Annotated in this window: 17 protein-coding genes, 2 tRNA genes and 1 riboswitch; of the genes, 10 read left to right on the forward strand and 9 right to left on the reverse strand. The window is 31.1% G+C overall.

Annotated features, from left to right (window positions below):
* Nucleotides 1–85 precede the first annotated feature (85 nt).
* Nucleotides 86–1426 (forward strand): RIP metalloprotease RseP, encoded by a 1341-nt coding sequence (rseP, locus tag FORMA_RS06240; RefSeq protein ID WP_069674849.1) that lies wholly within the window; start codon nucleotides 86–88, stop codon nucleotides 1424–1426.
* 70 nt (nucleotides 1427–1496) lie between these two features.
* A tRNA-Asn gene (locus FORMA_RS06245) sits at nucleotides 1497–1570 on the forward strand.
* An 85-nt stretch (nucleotides 1571–1655) separates the two neighbouring features.
* On the opposite strand, the gene FORMA_RS06250 is transcribed toward FORMA_RS06245, so the two are convergent.
* From FORMA_RS06250 to FORMA_RS06260, 3 genes are read right to left on the reverse strand one after another with little or no spacing between them, the layout of a single operon-like run.
* Entirely contained in the window at nucleotides 1656–2447 is a 792-nt protein-coding gene (locus tag FORMA_RS06250) for a hypothetical protein (RefSeq protein ID WP_069674850.1), read from the reverse strand.
* 18 nt (nucleotides 2448–2465) lie between these two features.
* Entirely contained in the window at nucleotides 2466–4310 is a 1845-nt protein-coding gene (locus FORMA_RS06255; RefSeq protein ID WP_069674851.1) for a hypothetical protein, read from the reverse strand.
* A 53-nt stretch (nucleotides 4311–4363) separates the two neighbouring features.
* Entirely contained in the window at nucleotides 4364–4729 is a 366-nt protein-coding gene (locus FORMA_RS06260) for a hypothetical protein (RefSeq protein ID WP_069674852.1), read from the reverse strand.
* A gap of 334 nt (nucleotides 4730–5063) precedes the next feature.
* On the opposite strand from FORMA_RS06260, the gene FORMA_RS06265 reads away from it, so the two are divergent.
* The 4 genes from FORMA_RS06265 to FORMA_RS06275 all read left to right on the forward strand — a co-directional run bounded on the left by FORMA_RS06265 (nucleotide 5064) and on the right by FORMA_RS06275 (nucleotide 9323).
* On the forward strand, nucleotides 5064–8330 hold the full coding sequence (locus tag FORMA_RS06265; protein ID WP_069674853.1) for a restriction endonuclease: 3267 nt from the start codon (nucleotides 5064–5066) through the stop codon (nucleotides 8328–8330).
* A gap of 231 nt (nucleotides 8331–8561) precedes the next feature.
* Nucleotides 8562–8654, forward strand: a riboswitch (SAM-I-IV-variant riboswitch).
* 47 nt (nucleotides 8655–8701) lie between these two features.
* Nucleotides 8702–8839, forward strand: a complete 138-nt coding sequence (locus FORMA_RS09295; RefSeq protein WP_157506044.1) for a hypothetical protein — start codon at nucleotides 8702–8704, stop codon at nucleotides 8837–8839.
* A complete protein-coding gene (locus FORMA_RS06270; protein WP_069674854.1) occupies nucleotides 8836–9036 on the forward strand; it encodes a hypothetical protein in 201 nt (66 codons plus the stop codon). Before FORMA_RS09295 ends, FORMA_RS06270 begins: the two co-directional genes overlap by 4 nt.
* Nucleotides 9033–9323 carry a hypothetical protein gene (locus FORMA_RS06275; protein WP_069674855.1) on the forward strand — a complete coding sequence of 97 codons (291 nt, stop codon included), beginning with the start codon at nucleotides 9033–9035 and terminating at the stop codon, nucleotides 9321–9323. The genes FORMA_RS06270 and FORMA_RS06275 overlap by 4 nt, the downstream gene beginning before the upstream one ends.
* A 284-nt stretch (nucleotides 9324–9607) precedes the next feature.
* Here FORMA_RS06275 and FORMA_RS06285 read toward each other — a convergent pair whose 3' ends face one another.
* Genes FORMA_RS06285 through FORMA_RS06300 form a run of 4 tightly spaced genes read right to left on the reverse strand, consistent with a single transcriptional unit; the run spans nucleotide 9608 to nucleotide 14109 of the window.
* Nucleotides 9608–10852: a DNA cytosine methyltransferase gene (locus tag FORMA_RS06285; protein WP_083236568.1), complete on the reverse strand. Its 1245-nt coding sequence runs from the start codon at nucleotides 10850–10852 to the stop codon at nucleotides 9608–9610.
* Between the two features lie 42 nt (nucleotides 10853–10894).
* Nucleotides 10895–11548, reverse strand: a complete 654-nt coding sequence (locus FORMA_RS06290; RefSeq protein ID WP_069674857.1) for a hypothetical protein — start codon at nucleotides 11546–11548, stop codon at nucleotides 10895–10897.
* 1 nt (nucleotide 11549) lies between these two features.
* A complete protein-coding gene (locus tag FORMA_RS06295) occupies nucleotides 11550–12977 on the reverse strand; it encodes a hypothetical protein (protein ID WP_157506045.1) in 1428 nt (475 codons plus the stop codon).
* 55 nt (nucleotides 12978–13032) lie between these two features.
* Nucleotides 13033–14109: a tyrosine-type recombinase/integrase gene (locus FORMA_RS06300; protein WP_069674859.1), complete on the reverse strand. Its 1077-nt coding sequence runs from the start codon at nucleotides 14107–14109 to the stop codon at nucleotides 13033–13035.
* A gap of 56 nt (nucleotides 14110–14165) precedes the next feature.
* Here FORMA_RS06300 and FORMA_RS06305 point away from each other — a divergent pair.
* Nucleotides 14166–14228 (forward strand) — tRNA-Asn (locus tag FORMA_RS06305).
* A gap of 190 nt (nucleotides 14229–14418) precedes the next feature.
* Here the strand turns inward: FORMA_RS06305 and FORMA_RS06310 are convergent.
* Nucleotides 14419–15570: a hypothetical protein gene (locus tag FORMA_RS06310; RefSeq protein WP_197500751.1), complete on the reverse strand. Its 1152-nt coding sequence runs from the start codon at nucleotides 15568–15570 to the stop codon at nucleotides 14419–14421.
* A 295-nt stretch (nucleotides 15571–15865) separates the two neighbouring features.
* Here FORMA_RS06310 and FORMA_RS06315 point away from each other — a divergent pair, with 295 nt between their 5' ends.
* From FORMA_RS06315 to FORMA_RS06325, 3 genes are read left to right on the forward strand one after another with little or no spacing between them, the layout of a single operon-like run.
* Nucleotides 15866–18427, forward strand: a complete 2562-nt coding sequence (locus FORMA_RS06315; RefSeq protein WP_069674861.1) for a caspase family protein — start codon at nucleotides 15866–15868, stop codon at nucleotides 18425–18427.
* A gap of 23 nt (nucleotides 18428–18450) precedes the next feature.
* The gene (locus tag FORMA_RS06320; protein ID WP_069674862.1) at nucleotides 18451–19725 is read left to right on the forward strand and encodes a C1 family peptidase; all 1275 of its coding nucleotides are present in this window, start codon (nucleotides 18451–18453) and stop codon (nucleotides 19723–19725) included.
* Nucleotides 19722–20795, forward strand: coding sequence for a hypothetical protein (locus FORMA_RS06325; protein WP_069674863.1), 1074 nt, complete (start codon nucleotides 19722–19724; stop codon nucleotides 20793–20795). Before FORMA_RS06320 ends, FORMA_RS06325 begins: the two co-directional genes overlap by 4 nt.
* Here FORMA_RS06325 and FORMA_RS06330 read toward each other — a convergent pair whose 3' ends face one another.
* Nucleotides 20796–22220, reverse strand: coding sequence for a hypothetical protein (locus tag FORMA_RS06330; RefSeq protein ID WP_069674864.1), 1425 nt, complete (start codon nucleotides 22218–22220; stop codon nucleotides 20796–20798).
* Between the last annotated feature and the right edge of the window lie 238 nt (nucleotides 22221–22458).

A 22458-nucleotide genomic window follows, 5' to 3' on the forward strand; every position in this document is an offset into this window, starting at 1 on the left:
ATCGCCTTAGAAATCTGTTTTTATCTTGGTTTTGTTCCTAATGCGAAAACCGCTACATTTGTGGACCAAATTATGATATCTGTTTATGGAATTTTTCATTAAAATAAGTCAATTTTTACTTAGTCTTTCACTTTTAATTGTACTGCACGAGCTTGGGCATTTCATTCCGGCTAAGTTGTTTAAAACGCGTGTCGAAAAGTTTTATCTGTTTTTTGATTTAAAATATTCCTTATTCAAAAAGAAAATCGGCGAAACGGTGTATGGCATCGGCTGGTTACCTTTAGGGGGTTATGTCAAAATTTCGGGCATGATAGATGAAAGTATGGACACTGAGCAGATGGCGCAAGCACCACAGCCGTGGGAATTTAGATCGAAACCCTCGTGGCAACGTTTAATTATTATGTTGGGTGGTGTTACGGTAAACTTTATTTTGGCCGCAGTCATATATATTTTTATGGCGTTTTTTTATGGCTCTTCTGATGTGGATGCCAATAGTGTAAAGGGGGGTTATGCTGTTTACAACCCGGTTTTACAAGAGATTGGCTTAAAAGACGGAGACAAAGTTTTGTCTATTAATGACTATAAAATTGAGTATTTTTCTGACATCCGCAAGTATATTTTGGAGGCCGAAACCATGACCATAGAACGCGAGGGCCAACAACAAACCATTAATTTTCCTGTAGACTTTTTGGGGCAACTGAGTGCCAGCAAAAAAAGAGGGCTCATAGAGCTGAGACCTCCGTTTATTTTTGATTCTTTTCAGGAAAATTCGATAAATGAAGGCGTTGATCTTCGTAAAGGCGATATTTTTAAAACTATAAATGGTCAATCAGCGGAATTTTTTGATGAGGTCGTTTCGATACTTCAAACGTTAAAAAACCAGACGGCCACGGCTACAGTAGAGCGCGATGGGGCTTTAATTTCTCGTGAATTACAAATTAATTCAGAAGGCGCTTTTGAGCTTATTGTTTCTCAATCGCTGAATGACTATCAAGATGCTGGCTATTTTGATATCATTCAAAAAGAATACGATTTTGGAGAAAGTATTGGTGTTGGTCTAGATCGTTTTGTTTCTCAAATATCGTCTTATTGGATGCAATTAAAGCTCATATTTTCGCCAAGCACTGGCGCTTATAAAGGAGTAGGTGGCTTTATGGCAATTTTTGATATCTTCCCAGACACCTGGAGTTGGGAATCGTTTTGGGGCATTACGGCCTATTTATCCATTATGTTGGGGGTTCTAAATTTGTTACCGATTCCTGCTTTAGACGGAGGACATGTTATGTTTTTGCTATACGAAATGGTTTCTGGTCGTAAGCCAGGCGATAAGTTTATGGAGTATGCCCAGACGGTTGGCTTTTTTATCTTAATCGCTTTGGTATTGTTTGCTAATGGGAATGATATTTTTAAAGCCTTTTTTGGGTAATTATTTTTTGTTTTCTATTTGTGTAAACTAAAAAATGATATATATTTGCGCTCGCGCAAGCGAAAAACAGTCCTCCTTAGCTCAGTTGGTTAGAGCATCTGACTGTTAATCAGAGGGTCCTTGGTTCGAGCCCAAGAGGAGGAGCAAAAGCCTTACAGAGATGTAGGGCTTTTTTTGTGCCTTGTAACATTAACATCAAATTTAGCGAAAAAACACAACAACTGTCTCATTACTGGCAGTAAATAGGCAGTTGATTAGTGTAATAATTTAGAATCTCTTTTCCTAAAGCTCTTTTATTTGAAAAAGGTTGTAAAGGAGTATTTTGAGCACTCCCCCAAATTAAATTAGTATTAAACTCACCAAGATTTAATTTGTAATGATCTATTGTAAATTCCAACTGTTTTCTGTTTTCGGATAGTTTACCTTTTTTTGTTTTTATTCGTTTTATAAAATCAATAGGTAATAATTTTAGACTCTCTTTTTTAAGTGACATTAAGATTAAATCCGGTTTCAATTCAATCACAAGCTTTTTCCATATTTCAAAACCTTCATTTGAAAGTTTCCTCTTTTGGTCCTTATTTAGATTAGACCATGTTGGATTAGTTGCTAACGGACTAAAAATATCAGTATGTAAAGCAACATTTTTTTGAGTTCCTTCATAATAACACGTTCCCAAGCCATTAAGTAATGGTAAAAACCCGTTATTACTTTTATTAGGAATACCAAACCATTTTTTGTAAGGATTTGTTTTAAAGTAATTATCTAATGATAGTTTTAAAGATTCAATAGTGTTTTCATATTGGGGAAATCTGATGAAACTAGTATTTGAGTTTTTAAACTCCTTGAATTCTGCATCCGATGGGTTTAAGGCAGCAGTTATAACCTTAAAATTTGATTTAAAGTAAGCACCAGAATTTCCGAAGTATAAGATTGGTAAACTAGGTTTAACTACAAAATCTAATTGAGAGTACTTATTATAATGATTTAGGCAAATACTATAAAGATTGTCACTTAAAACCATGTATCATCTAACTGAATTTTAATCTTTTTTTCTGTTTAACACATACTCTTGAAGCGTAGTAAATTTGTCGCTCTCAATAAATTCAAATGATTCGTATTTTGGTTCGTGTTCAATTACATATTCTTCATCTAATTTATCAAATTTTTCAGCACCAAGGGGCTTATTGACATCTTCATCATACTCGCCTCCAACATAATATAACCTTTCCCCATTTCCAGTATATTCAACAACATCTGAAACCGAATTTCCATCATAATCATAATCTCCATAATAAACATGTCTGCACACAGTTATATATTTCCCTGGGAATAAATTGTCTATTATATCCTCTGACTGACCAGGAGAGGCATAAATCTCATACTTATCATTATCAATTTCATTCATGTCTCCTCCAATTAGGTCCTCAATAACTCTTCTTACTTTTTCATATTCGTTAGTAAATGTTATGTTCCCAAATTCAAATTCACTTTTGTGTGTTAAAGATTTTACTAATTTCCCGTCTTTTATTAAATTAATGTCAACATCTTTTCCAAAGGTTTCTTTGATAAATGATAAAAACAATTTCTCATTTCCATTAAAAGTTATATCCTTTTCAAAAGACTCCATGGTGTCTAAATTATTATACTCCAATACATCGTTTACATCCACAGTATTTAAAACAGATTCAAATTCACAGTATTTGCCGCTTTTATCTAAATAAAACTCTCCAAAAGAGTTTGATGCTCCATAATCTTTGCTAATAAAGTCTTTAAATTCAGCTTCATTATAGAATATAGAAATTCTATGAAGAACACAATACTTTTCTTTATCATTTTCTATCCAATTTTCACTTTTTTCGTCCCATATATTTTCATTCCAGAACTTAAATTTTTGTATTCTAAAAAATAAATCTCCTTCATATGATTTTGGCTCTTTTAAATTGTATTTTTTTCTAAGTTTTGATTCCGTTTCTTTCATAAAATGAGGAATTAAATTCATTTGAGTTATTTCATTGCTTTGCTCATCAAAATATAGCTCAATTTTTCCTTCATTATATGTTCTTATTTGATAAATAACGCCGTTTTTATGGTATTTTTCGGTGATATTTAAGTCTTCGTAATTATATTTCAAACTTTCAATCTTGCCATTTACATAAAATGATTTAACATTATCGTAACGAATACTTTTTTCGCTCTCATAAGAAGAAATTGATTTGATGTTCCCATTTTTATAAAAGGTTTTTTTCTCTCCATTTTTTATATTTAGTTCTTCCTCGATATATCCTTCTTCGTGGTATGTAATTTTGTGTCCATTTTTTGTTTCTCTCAACAAACTACCGTCTTCCATTTGGTACCTAATTTCTATCTTCATGCCTCCTTCGTAAATATAGTCACCTCTTAAGGCACCATTTTTCCAAAATAATTTTTCACTAACTTCTTTACCGTCTTCATAGTGTTGAATAGAAAACCCACCATATTTTTCTTCAAGCACTGATCCGTTGTAAAGATTGTTAGATTGGTAAAAAGTTTGGTCTTTTTCTTTTAACATGTCAATTCCAACACATTCTCGCCCCTCTAACTGATTAACTCCTTCCGAATCAAAATAACTAACCACTTTTACACATTCGTCTTTTGAATATTCCATTTGCATCATAATACTACCTCCTTCATAATATTCAGTATCCATGCCCTCTTTTAACCCATTTTTCATCTCAGTCTCATAAATAATTTGCGAATTATCATTTAACTCAAATAGCACACCTGTTAAAGGTTTACCTTTATAATGAGTAACTTTACCAATGTCTTCACAATCGTTAGAATTCGCACGAACGAATTCATTGTTATTCTTATTTTTCCCTCCAAAAAGTTTATCAAATAGCCCCATATCTGCTTGTATAGTATTGTTGTATTGTAAAACTAATGAAAAACTTTCAATAATTAGTCGTTGATAATCTTACGTGAAGCTATTTTCTTGAAACTACTGCCGTCTTTACCTAGCTTACCCTCTCTAAGCTCTTTTCTGAGTCTTTTGCTAGCCTTGTGATAGCGGTGCTTCTTCTCAACTTCCTCAACTAGCCTAGGATTGATTCTAACTATTCTAGCCTTAAGCTTAGCATAAGCATCACGAACTAGGGATACGTTACTATGTTTAGTGTGAATTAGTTCCCAAAGATACAATGGGTTATTAGTTATTAGTTGCTGAATTGAACGGCGTTCTTTATCAAAACTTAGAATATCGTTTAGCTTGTACTTATCACTAAGCCTACTGTTAAGTTTTAATGTCTTGTCAGAGTTTTTGTTCATATCTTCCCTTGAAGCAGTAAAGATAACCTGGCTGTAAATTCAATGCAATATCAAAAGTCATTTTTGCGAATTTCGCAATGCAAAAACTTAAATATTACTAAATTTTGCTCAAAATCAAGGTAAAAGAGACTGGTGAGCATCAATACAATTTTTATTGATAAATTCTCAAAAAAAAGCCATATTTTTTTGAATTATGGTATTAAAAAAAAGCGTCTATTTACTCTTTTTTTTGTTCATTTTGACTAAAAGACGTCAATTTTTGAGTTTTTATTGAAAATAGCTAGATTTTTTTATTCGTTTCTACTATTTTTAAAAACCATTATATCCTGATAAAGTGAATTATAAACAAATATTTAAATCGATTGTCAACTGGGATAACTTTGTAAGTTCTCTTTCCGACCTTTCAAAAAAGGAAAAAGGAGATGCTTTTGAGTTTTTAACAAAGTGCTTGTTTGAAATTAAGCCCCAATACACTAAGCTTTATGACAATGTGTGGTTACTCTCTGAAGTTCCTCAAAAGGAACTTGAGTATCTTGAACTTCCTTTCCATGATTTAGGTATTGACCTCATTGCTAAAACTGGAAACGAATATCACGCAATACAATGCAAGTACCACTCGGACAAATACCAGTCAGTAACATTTAAAGAAGTTTCCACTTTTACAACTCTTGTTGAAGGTAATCCAAAGATAAGTAAAGGATACATTTGTTCAAGTGCTCTAAGCACATCTAAAAACCTTGATAAAGTTAGTAAGGGGAGTATCATTAAGCTACTTGGGGATACCTGGCAAGATTTAGATGAAGAGTTTTTTAAAAATGTAAATAAGAAGCTTCAAGGCAAAGCGGTTAAAATCACTCCTTACAAACCTTTTCAACATCAAAAAAAGGCGATTAAAGATGCTGTAAAACACTTTGTTCAGGACGAGGAATCAAGAGGTAAACTTATTTTTCCTTGTGGCGCTGGTAAGAGTTTAACAGGCTATTGGATAATTAAAGAATTAAACCCAAAATCAACAATTATAGCAGTGCCTAGCCTTTCTCTTGTAAAGCAAACCTTGGAGGTTTACTTACGAGAAATGGTAGCTAATAAAGCCAGTGTAAAATGGTTGTGTATCTGTTCCGATGAGGGTATCGGAAAAAATGATGATGTTGCCTTCTTTACAGACAATTTAGGAGTTCCATGTCAAACAGATCCTAATTACATTGAGAGTTGGTTAAAAGCAAATAAAGAAGAGAATAAAGTCATTTTCACTACCTATCAAAGTGGTAGAATCATTGCAGAGCTTTCCAAAAAACTCAAGATAACTTTTGATGTTGGAATTTTTGATGAGGCGCATAAGACTGTAGGGGCTGACACAAAATTATTTAGTCATCTATTATTTGAAAAGAATATCAACATCACAAAGCGAGTGTTCATGACAGCAACCGAGCGATTTTACGCTGGTTCTAGAGATGATATTATCTCAATGGACGATGAGGATATCTACGGAGAAACATTCACTCAAATGAGCTTCAAAGAAGCCATTGATGCGAAGCTTTTAACCGACTATAAGGTTATAACCATTGATATTAAAAAGTCTGAAATAGCAGAGTTTATAAAAGACAATAATCTTGTACAACTAAATAGCAGATGGAAGAAAGAAACAGAAGCTAGATCCTTAGCCTCAATGCTAGCTTTGAGAAAAGCTATGAAGCGTTTTAACATCAAAAATGCTGTATCATTTCACTCGTCTATTGAAAAAGCTACTAGGAATAAAGAACTTCAGAAATACATCACAGAGACCTATAAATATAAACCAATAGATACCTACACTGTTTCTGGTAAAATACCTACAACCAAACGAAATGATATAGTTCAAGAGTTTGCCAAATCCCAAAAAGCTTTAATTACAAATGCTCGTTGTTTAACTGAAGGGGTTGATGTTCCAAACATTGATTGTATTGTATTTGCTGACCCAAGAAAAAGTAAAGTTGATATTGTACAAGCGCTTGGTAGAGCACTTAGAAAAAAAGAAGGTAAAGATTGGGGTTATGTTATTCTTCCAGTTGTTTATGATGGAAATACAAATGAAATAGATAATGATAATTTCAATGAAATTCTCTCTATTGTAAGGGGCTTAGCTGCGAATGATGAGAGAATAATTGAGTACTTCAAAGATAAAAGTTTGGGAGAGGGCTCAAAAGAAAGGTCTGGGGGTGTTAAACTGTTTGATATGATTTCTGAAACCCTTTCAGAGTCAGACTTTGCAGAACAGCTTTCAATCAAACTTTGGGAGAAATTGTCAAGGTTTAGCTGGATGCCATTTGAAGAGGCAAGGGAATTTGTGAGAACTTTAAATATTGAAAATCAGGAAGAATATTGGACTAAACATAAGGCAGGTTTAATCCCTAAAAACATTCCTTTTTCACCATATAATGTATATAAGCAATCAGGCTGGAAGTCTTACCCTGATTTTCTAGGCTATGAAAGTCTTTTTAGAACTTTGCTGAGTTATGAAGCCAGTAAAAAAATAGTTCAAAAATTTAAATTAAAAAGTTCAATTGATTGGAGAAGTTTAGACAAATCTAAACTACAATTAAACATTCCCAAAAGACCCAATAGCTATTATAAAGACAAAGGTTGGGTTAGCTGGGGCGATTGGCTTGGATATGAACCTAGAAGGAAAAACAATGCTAATTATTTAAATTATGAAGAGGCCTGTAAATTCGTTAATGGTTTGGGTTTAAAAAGTAATGACGATTGGCTAAAGTATTGCAAAACAGGAAAAATCCCAGTTAATATCCCAAAAGACCCAAGAAAAATTTATGCCAGTAGTGGTTGGGTTGGGCTCGGTGATTGGCTTGGAACAGGAAGAATAGCAGACCAATTAAAAAAACATCAATACTTATCATTTGAGGAAGCAAGGAAATACGTTCAAAGTCTCAACCTGAAGAATTCAAGACAGTGGGTGGAGCATGTCAAAGAAAAAAACATCAAAAACATTCCAAGAAAGCCAGATCAAACCTACAGTCTCAAAGGGTGGAATGGTTGGAAAGATTTTCTGGGTATAACAAACAATAAAAAATTTGATTCTTTTCATAAAGCACAAGAATGGGCTTTGAAAAATAATATTAAAACAAAAAAGGAGTGGAAAGAAAGTCAATTAAGACCAGATTGTTTTCCTAAAAATCCAGATTACAGTGCGGAGTATAAAAAAGAATGGATTAGTTGGAATAAGTTTCTAAATAAAAAAGATTATTTGGGGTTTATCGAAGCAAAAAAATTTATAGCCAGTCTAAAATTGAAAAATCAATCTGAATGGCGAAAATATTGTAAGTCTTCTGAATTCCCCTCCTTTATTCCTAAAAACCCAAAGAAAGAATATTCCGATCAATGGTTAGGTTTAGGTGACTGGTTAGGAACCGGAAGAGTAGCTGATCAATTAAAGGTTTTTAGAAGTTTTGAAGATGTAAAAAAACTTGTTAAAAATCTAGGTATTAAAAGCCAAAAAGAATGGTTTCAATATGCAAAATCTGGTGGTAAACCAGAAGATGTTCCATATAAGCCATATAGATATAAAAAGGAGTGGAAAGGCTGGGCTGATTTCTTGGGTAAGGAGTAAAACTTTATGTCTAGAAAGAACAGAGTGTATAACCCCTACCACCAAAACACCACATTTTAGGTTTTCAAAAAATTAACCACCTATAAATATAAATATAGCATTAAGTTAGTGTGTGTAAGTGATGAGTCCCCTCCCTACAGAAACCCCACACCAAACTTGCTGTGATGGGTGTGCCCCCCTTTTTTTTCTATTGTTTTCATCTTTGATTATTCATTTGTATTATGTAAATTTGTGATGCATCAGGAACGCTTTAAGCGTACCAACCGACTTACTCGAAGCACGGTGGTTTAGAATGCGGGAACTCTCCAAAATTAACGAGTAATCCACATCCTTTCTTGTTGCAATTTATGTCAAACTTAAATTGTAAAACAATGAAAAAAACAAAACAAATTCAAGTCAAATTCTTCAAAGAAGAATCCATTTTCAATCTTATTGATTTAGAAAGCCTAGAGCTTTATCGTCAAATGATGGCTGACCGCTATGGCAGTCTAAATGATGAAGAGGAATGAGCGCTAAGCTTAGTGGGGAAGTCATCTTTAAAGTGACATTTGATCAGCATGGGTTCCCTATTGGTATGTATACTACTGCAGCTATAATTCACATGTGTGCTGAGCAAATACACGCTAGATCTCCTTTTAATAATCCAAACAAGCCGAAGAAGCTAGATAATTTTAAAGTTGAATTAATTTCAAAAAAAGTAATATGAAAGAAGAAAATAAATATGGGAAACATAAACAACCAATTGAGTGGTATCAAAGCAAATTGGTTGAGTATATAAAAAAAAATAATCCTGAAAAGCTAAAGTTCAATCCTACAGTTATAAAGATTCAAAATGATCAATTAACCTTTGGAATGGAAAAACACTCCGGGAGGTTAGTAATGAGCCTCAAAACACTTGATGATTTTCATACTGATCAGATGAAAAAAATTTATGCCAGGTTGTGGGGAGATAGTCAGTTAATGGAACAATTAATATTAGATGATGAGCAATGAGACTAAAGACATCAGAATAGCCATACCTTGTCCTTGGGGACCTACATTAAGGTTCATAGAGTTAAAGGACTGGGTGGACTGTGATGTGCACCAGTGGCTTTCAATGACCCATCTTGTGGTGAGAACTTCTAAAGAAGACTTTAAAAAAGCATATAGATTTAAACTAGAACCAATAATTGAAAAAAAATGAAATATAATCCTATTACTACACAGCTTTTTACAGAAAAAGGGGAGCTGATAAAAGAGCTTTATTTATAAGATCCCATTCTTTTTTTAATTAATTTTTAATCCTGCTTTGTCTTTTTAATTGCTAATCCTATTGCTTTTGCTAAAAGTGGCGGTACTGCATTTCCAATTTGAACCATTTGTTTCCCTTTAGCACCTTTAAATATAAAATCATCAGGGAAAGATTGTAATCTTGCCATTTCCCTTACTGTTATTACTCTTGGTTCAATAGGATGGATATTTACACCTCCGTGATTTTCTTTTATTGTACAACTTGCCTCATTCCAAGGACATTTTTTCCAAGAATCAGAGTAATTATCATAAAGGCTTTTTCCCTCTGCAACTAAAGCTAATCTTTCTTTCATATCATCACTATGTTTTGTTCTAACGTGATTAAATTCTTTTTTATCTTTAAGTTTTATTAAATCTTCAATAGCTTCTTTTGTTGTGATGTAAGAACCTGATTCAAGGAGAGGAGAAGGGTGATGATTTTTTTCCCCTATTCTATTTGCTATAAAAATAATTCGTTCTCTTTTTTGAGGAACATAATAATCTGCTGAATTTAAAATAGTTACATTAACATCATAGCCAAGTTTTTTTATATCGTTTTTTATTTTATCCTCAACTTTTCCTTTCAACATTGAACGTAGCCCTTTAACATTTTCAGCAACAATAAATTCTGGTTGTAATTCTTCAATTATTTCGAGCATATCTTTGTAAAGAGAATTTCTCTCATCTTCCACAATTCTACTTCCAGACATACTAAAACCTTGACAAGGAAAACCACCAGAAAGAACAGTTAAGGATTTGCCTTTGAGTTGTTTTTTTATGGTATTTATAAATTTGTCTTTTATTTCTCTTTTTGTAATATCTCCTTCAATTAAAGGATGGTTAAAGTTGTGTCGGTAAGTCATGCCAGCTTCTTTAAACCAATCTAAGCCACATACTTGATTAAATCCTGCTAACTCAAAACCTTTAGCCATCCCTCCAGCACCACAAAATAAATCTGCTGAAGTAAAAATACTTTTTTGAGGGGAATCCCACTCATCTGAGATATCCATCCAATTTATCAAATCAGTTTTTGTTGATTTGGGTTTTTTCCACTCTAATTCTCTTTCAGGTTCTTTATCATAAATAGATGATTTAAGAAAATCTTCTAATTCAGTTTCTGATATGCGGTGTACACCTCCAATTTTGTTTGATTTTAATTTACCAGAGTGAATATATCTTCTCACTGATTTTTGAGAAACATTTAATTCATTTGCTACATCTTTAATTCTAAGCATTTGATTATTTATACCCATATTTGTCTCTATTTGTCTCTATTTGTCCAAATTTAAAAATTCTCAATTGATTTTAAAACTAAATTCTTTGTTTTCATTCTCAAGAATGTAAATACATTTTGAAATTACTGTTTCATATCTAACGAAATCTACCCCAAGACGAAGCTTTTCTACAAAAGCATCGTATGCTTTTTCCTTTAATTTCCAGTGGCATCTGAGGTAAATACTTCGTTCTTGATTGTGAAATGAGTGATGTACAATAAATAATCTATTTTGAATCTTATATCTTATACCTTTACTTTGATTCTCATAATAAAAATTAATAATTTTTTTTTCATTATTTGTATTAAAATTTTTTCTCATAGATTTTGGAACAACTGTTCCCTTAATGTCAAATCTCAAACCATTATTATTGTAGAACACAATATCCCAATCTTGATCTTTTGGATTGGGGTTTGCCTTAACATTAAATGATTTACAAAATAAATATTCATCTATTCTTGAACATTGCCATATAAACCACCTTCTTCTTAAATAAATTTTTTCATTTTCATTCAAACCGCAAATTACTTTTTCTAGTTGACCTATAGTATAACAAGCAAACATATTGATTTTTGAATCAGTTTTGTTATTTTGAATACGGCCCCAGTATAAAGGAATACTTTTTATTAAGTTTTGTAATTCTTTGCCAATTCTAATGTACTCGCTTTCATCCATACTATTTTAAATTCAACAAACTCCAAAAATTAAATCTGAATTTTAATGAATTTCTTGCAGAATGTACTTGAAACTCACCCAATGAAATACTTTTTGTATTACCATACTTTATTGTAACGCTGCTTTTCTCTGTGAAATCGTTTGAAAAATCAATTAAGTTTGGTTCAAAATTTATATTTTCTAGCTCTTTTTTAGTAATTAATTTTGAAGAAATATCTTTTTCATTAAGATATAATGACCACAATAAATAGTCGCATTCATTTAGAAACCTTACATATTCTTTTAATAAAAGAACTAATTTGTTTTTGTCTTTAACTAAAATTCTGAATTTTTCCTCATTCATTTCTCCTTCATACCAACCTTTATGAGCAAAGTGTAAATCAAATGTTTTTGGAGAAGGTTGCCCAATTTCAGGAGGGCAAACTTTGTAAGATTTAGATTTATTTGTTTTTAAAGATAGGGTATTGTCCTTTTCTAAATAAAAATCAATTCCGCTTTTACTATTTCCACCTCTTTTTCTTTTCTCTGTTCCAGAATATTTTACAGGTTTTAGTGGAAATAAAGTTATTTTATTATTGGTATAATGTTTCTCAAATATTGATAAAATTGACTTATCAGAATTATTTACAAGTCTATCACTATTTATACCAGGGTCGAGTTTGAAAATATTGCATATTGCTAATTCTGCTGTATCACCTAATATTGAGTTATTTATTACTTTTTCTATTTTTAGTAATTCAGGGAAATTATCTCTGTGAAGTCTAATCTTATAGCCACTTCTATTTGTGTGAAGTTGTAATTCCATTACTGTTTTCCCTTTATACTTTACAGTATTAGACTCATTCCATGCTTGAGTAGTTGGTTTTGTAAAAGTAAAATCTTTAGCATCAAATGTTAAATCTGGTAAATCATCTCTTTTAATTATTTCGTAACTAAAACTTTTATTTTTGCGATAAAACCAACAGTTATAATCACTTACCAAAGCATAGTCTATTACGATTGGCATAATTTCAGAAATATTTTCTAAGCAAAATTCTTTAAAGTTATTTCTGTTTATTTTTTCTTGATGTAAGTGCCCAAAAAAATGATTAAATGTCAAGTCCCCTGCTTGTCCAACAACTTTTGGGGCAAACATTTTTCCATTTCCCATAAATGTTTTTATAGAAAATGTTTCTTTATTTTCTAGAAGAAAACTGTGAGGACATCTTGTAATAAATTCAGAAGTGAATTCTTTCGTTTTGTATAACGACTTTAAAGGGTTGCTTTTACTTTTAAATATTTCCTTAATAATATTTGATTTTAAGAAAGAGGATAGTAATTTTTTATCAACTCTAGTATTTGATATATTATTTTCTAAATTATATTCATAACAAATAGCATATTGGAAAGTCATTCCAAAGGTTTCAGTATTTATTAAGTTTTTTTTCAAGGCATAAGTTTTTTAGAATATAATTTTAGTTGATCACAAATTTTTAAAAAATTATTTAATATGCAATATAATTATATTTAGGCATATCCTCTTCTTTCAGTTCAGCTATTTCTAATCCTCTTAAGTAGGTTAGGGATACATTAATAGAAGAATGCCCCATAGCTTTCTGTAGCTTGGTTATTGATCCAGTTCTTTTAAAGATTTCTATAGCCCCAGAGTGTCTAAAAGAGTAGAGTGTTTGTCCTTGTTTAAGAACCTTAGTTTGTTTCTTGTATCTGCTCCATAGCGTTTTAAAATAATCTGGGTTCCTACTATTCTGCTCCCCAGTAAAGATATTATCATCTAAACCTTTTGGATGTAAGTAGGGTTTAATAAAACTTGGCACTGGTACAATCCTGTTTCTACCTGACTTATTTCTAAACCCAGAAAGTGTAATATAACTTAAGTCACTAGAGAAATCTCCCCAAGTCAATTCCCTTATTTCCCTATGAGGTCTTAGTAAACAACCATAGGTCAATAAACAACACAAATGAAGGTGTTTATTAAAAGCTTTTATATCCTCTAATACAGTAGCAATATCATCAAAGGGTTTGTGCAAAACAGCCTTGGATTTCTTACTTTTTATCCCAGTCATTGGATTGCCCTCCATTCCTAAGGATACAGCCTCATTTAGAAGCACGTTTAGATGTCTTTTAAGGGTGTTGTGAGAAACTCCAGAGCAATACCTTGAAAGAATATTTTTAAGCCCTATAACAGAGAGTTTTGAAGAGTCTATTTCTTGCTTTAAACAGTCAAAACTAAACTGTAACATAGCCTTGTATTTCTTGGAGTAATCACCAGCTAGTTTTGAATCCAATGCTTGTTTGATATAATCAATGTCTGAGAGTTTACCAATCACAACATTTGTGGATCTGTAGGATAGTAAAACACCACCGTTTAAAAGATAGCTGTATATCTCAGCAGCTAGAACTTTAGCAATAGATAATCTTTGGTCAAGGGGATAGGAATTAGGATCTGTGCTTGAGTTGATTCTCTTGCCATTATAAAGTCTGTATCTCTTACCATTGATGTAAAAGGATACAAATACTTTGTTTAAAGAATCAGTGTGAACTTTAGGAAATTGTAGTGTCATTTGACAGTGCTTAGACAGTTAAACTTAATTTTCTGTATAAGGCACTGGTAATCAATAGCTCAGTTGGTTAGAGCATCTGACTGTTAATCAGAGGGTCCTTGGTTCGAGCCCAAGAGGAGGAGCAACACAACCCACTAAGTACTTGGTATTCAGTGGGTTACTTATTTTTAGGACATTTCTTATCCCATATTTTATCCCAAAAATTTCAGCTAAGGGCCAAAAAAATACACCCCCCTATTGATTTAAAGATCGTTTTCTGTTTTGAGGGTTGGCTGTGGAATGGATATGTTATCAAATTATTACAGCCATTTATTTAGAAAAATAGTTTCTACAATAGGCTTCATCAAAAATGGGGTAATTTAAGCGCCTTGCCTTGGCTAAGTAAATATCCAGTATAGCTCTCTTTTTGCCAGAATTATGATAATCTAAAATACTAATGAATAGCTCAATGAAATCTCTACAGCTATTTCTAAACAGCGCTTCATTTTTAAGTTTAATTAGTTTCTTACTGATATTTGCACCAGATTTTAATTTTACAATAGCATCTCGTAATTCAAACAAACTGTAGTGGTACTCTTGATAGTAGGGTTTTGAAATTTTATAGTGTGCCGTGGATTCTTGAACAAATTTTAATAATTGTACCTCACCAGCTAGAATGCAAGCAAATAGAAATTCATATAGATAATCAATTTTATTTTTCTTTTTCGCAATTTTTTTTATGAACTTTTGTGTGTAGATTTCTTTATGTTTAAGGTTCTTTTTCAAAATTTCAACTCCCTTATATCGGCCATATAAAATTGGATGAATCTGTTTTATGTTTAGAGCTGATGTAACGAGTCTTACGGGTTGATTATTTAAAAATTTACGAAGCTCCATAATACAAGCTGTAAAAAGTGTTTGCTCTTTGTTAGTTGTTTTATTAGCTAAATTTTTACAATAAGTGCCATAATTACCATTCAAGCTTGAAATATCTACAAAGGAATTAAAAATAGTTGGCGTAAAATATTTTGTCGATATGAACTCTTGAATTGGTGTTTCCATCTGCTTAAATACAGGGCCCACACAATTTCCTAAATATAGTATTTCTGAATAATTATAACGCTTTGGATCTAGTAAAGGAGAATTAAAAACTAATTTTAAAATTTCAACATTTTTTGCCACAGTCAGGCCACCAATAAGTGTGATTAACAATTCCAAACAACTTTCAGGACTTATAAACTCATCATTCATTAATTCCAATGCATATTTAGGATCAATCACTATACTATTGTAAATCTTTTGATGAATGTCCCAGTTTTTCTTTTGAGGATAGGCCGCACAAAAATCTACATAAGAGCTATAACCAACATATATGGAAAGGGTGTTCAACGTACGACTGTTTGGCTTTGTACCCTTTACAACTCCATAAAATCTCCTTAGTGTATTATAACTTAGGTCAATTCCTGAGTCTATTAATATCATATTGGATAACCGCACACAATCTCCACGGTTTTTAATTTTAAAACCACATTTTTGAGAGACATTATTTTTAAGCTGGTAAAGCATAAACTTTTATTAAATGTACTAAATTTGTACTAAATTAGTAGATTATTTTATTTAAGTTTGATATTCTACCAATTTATACCTAGATGAGAACATTACTAGCACTCTCTGTTATATTAATCTTCGCTTGTAGTAATCATGATGACAGCAAATCACCAGCTCAATCATTTTTAGAGATACATTTCATATATTTGAAGTATAAGCCAATTTAATTATGAAAAATATTTTCATTTTATTTTTTTCAATTGCACACTTTTTCTTGTTAAGTCAAGAAAAAGAAAAAAGACTTGCATTGGTCATGGGGAATGCCAATTATGAAAAAGGGGAGTTAAACAATCCTGTAAACGATGCAAGACTCATAGCCTCTACATTAGACTCTCTTGAATTTGATGTCATATTAAAAGAAAATTTGGCAACACGAAGAGATATGACAAATGCAATAAGAGAATTTGGAGCAAAAAGAGAAAATTATGATGTGGCTTTTGTTTATTACGCTGGGCATGGAATTCAAATTGACGACGAAAACTTTCTACTTCCAACAAAAGAAAATTTTTTTTCTGAAGAAGATGTTCTTGATTATGCAGTTAGTGTAGAAAAAATTATGAGAATTCTAAAATCTAAGGATAATCAGGTTAACATCCTTATTCTAGATGCATGTAGAGACAATCCTTTTGAATCCAGCTGGAATAATACACGCTCATTGAACGGCAGAGGACTTGCTAAAATACAGCCCCCAACAGGTTCTCTTATAGCATTTTCAACAGACTCTGGACAAACTGCTCCCGACGGGAACGGGGATAACAGTATTTATACTTCAAGTTTATCTAGAAATATGAAAATCGATGACATTTCTATTGACCAAGTTTTCAGGAATGTTAGAGCTGAGGTTTTAGATCAAACAAATGGACAACAAAGACCTTTAGAATCAACTCAACTCGTTGGAAAATCTTTTATTCTAAAAAAAACGTTCTCATTGTATGATTCAACAATTGAAGAAATAATTAATTTTTGTAACACTAAAAAACAAAGTGGAGGACTAGAAGAAGTCATCGAGATTCTTAACACATCTGCAAATTTTTATAGATTACAAAAAAAATATAAGGAAGAAATTTATTTAAGAGAAAAACTAATTAATGATTATGTCTTTAGTCCTCTCTCAGCTGAGGCTCCTAAATATTTCTCCCTTGAAATTAGGAACTTGAGTAGTACGGATATAACCTACGAAAAGTTTAAAGAATCGTTCCAAATTGAGGAATATAATTTATTTATCAATAATCTAAAACTGCTGTTGAGTAATGACAAAATAGAATATGAACCTTACATTGACAAATCCTATTACATTTCACTTTACAATGCTTTTTTGACATCTTTTAATATTGTTGATAACAACCTTTTTTCATTAGAAGAATTGTTAACTTTTCCAAAAATTGATTTTGATATGAAATTCTTGGACAGTGGATTATCAAATTTTTGGTTTTTAAAAAAAGAACATTTTGATTGGAGAACTAATCCTTGCTCTGAAAATTTTTTTTTAGTTGATGATTTCGATGATTTAAACAGCATACTTGTGGAAGAATCGAGATCTTTAATTTCAAAATTTGACAGCAATTTTTATATAGATATCAATGAAAAAAATAAAGAATTAGTAAACTTTACTAAAAAACAATATCCCGATATCAAAGTTGAAGTTGATCGAATGAAAGCTGACCATATTGTGTATGTAAATACTAAAAACTCTAAGGAGTTACTAGAAGAGCTTAATGAAACATTTAGGGACTATAATGATTTTTTTAAAGAGCCTAGTTTTGATTATAATCGATATATTGATTTAACTTCATTTGGATATTTCATTTTAGCCTTAGAAACTCAAATTTCAAGAGGAGTATTCTACTCTACGCTTAACGAAGATGATTTATCTCATTACATTTCGTTGTATATAAATTCAAGAAAATATGTTGAATTATTGCTGGATAAGTTTAGTGAAATTTCATTTGAACAAAAAACAAAAATTGAGAACTATAATAACTTTGTTGTTAAATCGAAGTTCAGGCCTAATTTTTTCGTTCAAGAGACGAATTATTTGTTACCAACTGATGATTTTGAAAAATTTCAAAAAAGGAAAGAGACTATTTCTGAGGCATATAGATGGAGAATTTCATCATGTGACAATTTTCTTTATTTAAAAAGTGAAATAAAGAAAAAAAATTATACAATTCTGGAAGACAAAGAATTGTTTAGCAATTGGAGTTTATTTGGTCATGAGTTATTGTACAAACTTTACAATGGCTATCTTAAAAACAGCGATTTTTTTAGCACATCTGACAGTGCGTTTAAACAAAAGTTACTTGACTACGAGAGAGAATATAAACTGAATTACATAAATAGAGTTTGGGTTATAAATTACCTCAAACTTATTAGAGGGGCTTCATTAAAGAACAATGGTGAAATCTTTTGGAGTTATGAGCTGTTGACTTCTTTGAAACTAATGGAGAATTTAATAACAACAAAATTTGGTGCCAAAGATGATATTTTGTTTTTAAGATATGTTAATTTACACATAAAATTAATCATTTCTTCCGCATCAAACTTTTGCTACAATCCCTTTGAGTTGAGTGAAGACTTAAAGTCTATTGAAGAAGAGAACAGAAACAGTCAAAACTTTTTATTAAATGCTTATTTAGACGATCTTTACAAGTATTTTTATCAAGATTCGCCGTACCATAAAAATCTTTTAAACCATTTTCAAGAAAAAGAAATATCAGATTTGTTCAAATAATAATTTATAAAGTTAATCAAAATATGATTGCTATTAATACAATAAAAAAGAATCTATTTGTGCTTCTATTTGTATCAACACAAGCCTTTAGTCAAGGTTTGATACTATGCAATACAGAAAAAAAAGCTATGTATCCAAAGGTACCTGCTGGATGGTTAGTAGTTTGCGACACTCTACCCTCATCTCATAGCCTTGAAAAATTTGTTCCCCCAGTAATAGAACAAAATGGTGATACGTCTGTAGGTTTTGCTTCTTTATATTATGCTTTATCCACAATGTATAATATAAAGTTTGGAATTACGGATTATAATGAGAAATATGCGCACTCTTTTGACCCTTATTTTATTTATTTATTTCAAAATAATGTTAAAGAAAACGGATACAATGGATTGTTTATGTCTTCAGTTCTCGACAATTTATCTGAGGTCGGAGCTAAGAAGCTATTCTACCCACCATATACAGATAGCAGCGCTAAAATCGATCCAATTCAAATTAAAAATGCTTTAAGTTACACTACGCCTTATAGTATAAACAAATGGTATTATTATGAAACAAAAAACACGCCCAGAAACAGTTTAATAAACATTATCAAAAAAAACTTATGCAATAACACTCCAATAATAACGGGTTTTGAATTTGTTAATTCAATGATTTCGTATTCCTCAGGGAATTTATCCGGAGTAAAAAGTGATGGGTTATGGAGTCCTGATCATTACACTAATGGGGTTGAAGGACATGCTCTTTGCGTGGTTGGTTACAACGACAACAAATTTGGTGGTGCATTTCGAATTGTCAATAGTTGGGGAAAAAATTATGGTGATAATGGATATATGTGGCTAAAATATGATGACTTTGCAATGTCTATTAAAGAAGTTTTTTTTCTTGAGTTAAATCAAAATATTAAGGATTTGACCCCAGCAGTTATAGAAACAAAAAGCTACAAAAGATTCAGCTTTAAAAACGATGTAAACGACTACAACACTTACGAAGGTCAATACCTTTTGAACGGAGTTAATGGTTACGGTATTTTGAGTAATAATGAAGAAAATAGTTATTATATTGGCAAATTTGATAATGCTAAAATGACTGGCTTTTTTCTTATCTTAGATAATGATGGTATTTCTTCAGCCAATGCTGTAGATGGTAATCTTCAAAGTTTAGATAAACTTGGTTTTGCAAGTGATGAAAGTATAACTGAAACACAATTTGAAGCCAAAAAATATTTTAAGAAACTTGGAGATAGATTATCAATTAGAAAAGCTAATTCAAGTAGAAATTCATCAAAATCAAAAAAATGATTAGAGTATTATTTTTTCTTTTGGCTTCATCGTTTATCTACGCACAGGATATTGATTATAAGTATTTCGGTAAGCCATATTACCCAGAAGAGTATTTAGGCAAGGGCGATAGTCTAAAATGGCCAATTATTTTTGATATTTCAATTGATATTAAAGATATAAAAGGGCTAGATGAAAAGAAAGATTATTTTTTTAGCAAATTGGTTGTAAGCTCCTTTTCAGAGTACAACGCACAATACACAACCAAAGCAGGAGTTACCATTGATCTTTTGCCTGAGGAGTTTTTTGGATTACATACAAAAGAAAACAGTTTTACAACCAATATAGAGTCACAACCAAATTACTACCAAAAAGAAAATTACGACTATTTATTTTACGATAACTTTATTTTAAAAAGTGTTTCTCTTGTAGAAGCACCATTTGATCACAATTGGAATTTGACTAATTTTCCATTTGACACTCAAAAACTAAGGTTAAAATTTATAACCAAAGTTGACACTTCAATAATTAGGCTTAGACCCAGTCACGTTTTCAAAAGTACATTCAACAAGTCTATGGAGAACTTAAAGGAAGGTTTTAATGTTGAATCTATTGAATACAACTACTCCTATAACGTTGATGAGAGTGATCTCATAAAAATATCACCTAAAGTTACAAGAGGACTAGTAACAGAAACTTTTGAAGTCATTTTAAATTTAGACCGACAAGGCTCTTGGATTTTTTTAAAGCTTTTCATGGGTGGAATTTTATCATTTTTTATATCATGTATGATATTTCTAATTCCAAAATATAAGGAATTAGAATCTAAAGTCTCACTTGGAGTTGGTGCAATTTTTGGCGCAATAGGTAACCGTTACTTTGTTGATTCGAGTCTGGAAAATGTGCAAATATTTACAAAAGCAGATGCGGTAAGCAACCTCATTATTTTTATGGTTATTTTTAATATTTTAGTCATGATATTACAAAATAGCAAATATGAATTTTTGTCATTTTTTCAATCCACATGGAATAGTCTAGTGTATTCTGTTTATGCGTTTACAATTTTACTATTTACAATTCTTTTGTGGTAATTAATCAGCATTAAATAAAAAGTATTTACCTCTGTCGGTAATAATAAATTTATTTTTTTCCTGTGTGGTTAAGCTTTGTTTTTTTATTAAGTCATCTGGAATTTTTATAATATAAAGATCCTTGTTTTGAAATACTTTTATTTGATTAATAGATGAAGATTTCAATTTTGAATCAGCAATTTTCTTAAAATTATTAAAAACTAAATCATCATACGACAAGCCAAGTTTCTCGAGTGTATTATTATAATCTGATATGTTCTTTTTTGAAGTTTTTGATATGTTCAACTTGCTTATTATACTTCCTTTTTTTGCTATTTTATTGATTTTTTTTGATGATTTTTCATCAATAATCATATTTATGACGTCCATGTCAACCAATATTTCTGGTTCCAGTTTCCAATCATATTTTTTTAGATTTTCAAGAAATTCATTTCTAGATTTAAAATCAGGCAATAGTAAAAACTCAGCAACCATGGCGTTCTGTGTTGCCAGTTGGTATTTTGAGTCTAAAAGTTGAGCATTTTTAAACTGTTTCAAAGAATAGCTAAACATATCCTTTGGGTCTTCGTTAAACTTGCTAGATCTAGTTTTGTTGACCTCCAACCTTGTTGTTTGATCTAAGCTTACAGGAAACAAAAGGCTATTTATAGGAGAATTAGAAATCGAAACTCCATATTGTAAGTAGGTCAAACCTAAGTTGTTATATATTTCTCTTGAATTGAAATTATTTCTTAAAATAAACTCATAACAGTATTTCGCAAGCTCATAATTTTTGCCAATCAATAAAATGTTTCCAATTTCAAATATTGAAGCGAGATCATTTGCAATATCAATTTTAGAATCAATTATCTCAAGCCTTTCATTGAAAGTTGGATAGCCTGGAATTTCTTTTCTAATATTATAGGCCTCATACACAGCTTCTATTGTTTGTTTTGCATATTCCAAAGTATTATATCCAGAAATCATCCCATAAAACCCCGCAAAAAGATCTGCCTGACTCTCTGATAACTTTCTTTGGTTTTTTGAATAAATTGGACTGTTATCATCAATGAATTCTCCAATAGAACTTGAATATCCAAGACTTGTGTTGGTCATCCATGAATGATTTAAATAGTGATGTGCCAATTCATGAGCCAATATGTAAGCAATTTTATCATCAAAATTTTTATCATAACAAAATAGCTCTATTAATTCTATTTCAATTGTAACAGTGCTATCGCTAAGATAAACGCCATTATTTTTTTCAAGTGAAAACTCAAGAGAAGGGGGGTAGATGCTTTTATTTCCAATTCCCTCAATTAAATTATCAAATATTTTTTCGACTCTAGTTTCACAGTTTTGCCCATAGGCAAGAACAGAAAATAAAGTTAAGGCTAGTTTTAACAATCTCTTTTTGATAAAATCAAAAGGATTTTTTCTTTCCATAACAATTTAATTTCTGTAAATATACAAATAAGCAAAATAAGGCAAATTTCAATAATTTACCATGAGCTTAAATAACATTCTAAAAAGCTTCAACTTAATATTTTTTCAAGGAATTTAACCCCTTTATTAGTGTTTTAAATATTCCTTATTTTGAATATATTACAATGACTATGTGTTTTGCAAATATGTACCATAAATGTACCGATTTAATTTTTTTTTGTTTTATATTGCATAAAAA

Origin of the sequence: Formosa sp. Hel3_A1_48 (assembly GCF_001735715.1) — a bacterium.
In the GTDB taxonomy this organism is placed as follows: domain Bacteria; phylum Bacteroidota; class Bacteroidia; order Flavobacteriales; family Flavobacteriaceae; genus UBA3537.

What these genes read in the sequence shown, in the direction of transcription:
- FORMA_RS06275 (WP_069674855.1), top strand. Translation starts at nt 9,033, where the DNA reads ATGAAAGAAGAAAATAAATATGGGAAACATAAACAACCAATTGAGTGG.
- FORMA_RS06320 (WP_069674862.1), top strand. Translation starts at nt 18,451, where the DNA reads ATGATTGCTATTAATACAATAAAAAAGAATCTATTTGTGCTTCTATTT.
- FORMA_RS06285 (WP_083236568.1), bottom strand. Translation starts at nt 10,852, where the DNA reads ATGGGTATAAATAATCAAATGCTTAGAATTAAAGATGTAGCAAATGAA.
- FORMA_RS06270 (WP_069674854.1), top strand. Translation starts at nt 8,836, where the DNA reads ATGAGCGCTAAGCTTAGTGGGGAAGTCATCTTTAAAGTGACATTTGAT.
- rseP (WP_069674849.1), top strand. Translation starts at nt 86, where the DNA reads ATGGAATTTTTCATTAAAATAAGTCAATTTTTACTTAGTCTTTCACTT.
- FORMA_RS09295 (WP_157506044.1), top strand. Translation starts at nt 8,702, where the DNA reads ATGAAAAAAACAAAACAAATTCAAGTCAAATTCTTCAAAGAAGAATCC.
- FORMA_RS06300 (WP_069674859.1), bottom strand. Translation starts at nt 14,109, where the DNA reads ATGACACTACAATTTCCTAAAGTTCACACTGATTCTTTAAACAAAGTA.
- FORMA_RS06255 (WP_069674851.1), bottom strand. Translation starts at nt 4,310, where the DNA reads ATGGGGCTATTTGATAAACTTTTTGGAGGGAAAAATAAGAATAACAAT.
- FORMA_RS06330 (WP_069674864.1), bottom strand. Translation starts at nt 22,220, where the DNA reads ATGGAAAGAAAAAATCCTTTTGATTTTATCAAAAAGAGATTGTTAAAA.
- FORMA_RS06310 (WP_197500751.1), bottom strand. Translation starts at nt 15,570, where the DNA reads ATGATATTAATAGACTCAGGAATTGACCTAAGTTATAATACACTAAGG.
- FORMA_RS06260 (WP_069674852.1), bottom strand. Translation starts at nt 4,729, where the DNA reads ATGAACAAAAACTCTGACAAGACATTAAAACTTAACAGTAGGCTTAGT.
- FORMA_RS06325 (WP_069674863.1), top strand. Translation starts at nt 19,722, where the DNA reads ATGATTAGAGTATTATTTTTTCTTTTGGCTTCATCGTTTATCTACGCA.
- FORMA_RS06315 (WP_069674861.1), top strand. Translation starts at nt 15,866, where the DNA reads ATGAAAAATATTTTCATTTTATTTTTTTCAATTGCACACTTTTTCTTG.
- FORMA_RS06250 (WP_069674850.1), bottom strand. Translation starts at nt 2,447, where the DNA reads ATGGTTTTAAGTGACAATCTTTATAGTATTTGCCTAAATCATTATAAT.
- FORMA_RS06290 (WP_069674857.1), bottom strand. Translation starts at nt 11,548, where the DNA reads ATGGATGAAAGCGAGTACATTAGAATTGGCAAAGAATTACAAAACTTA.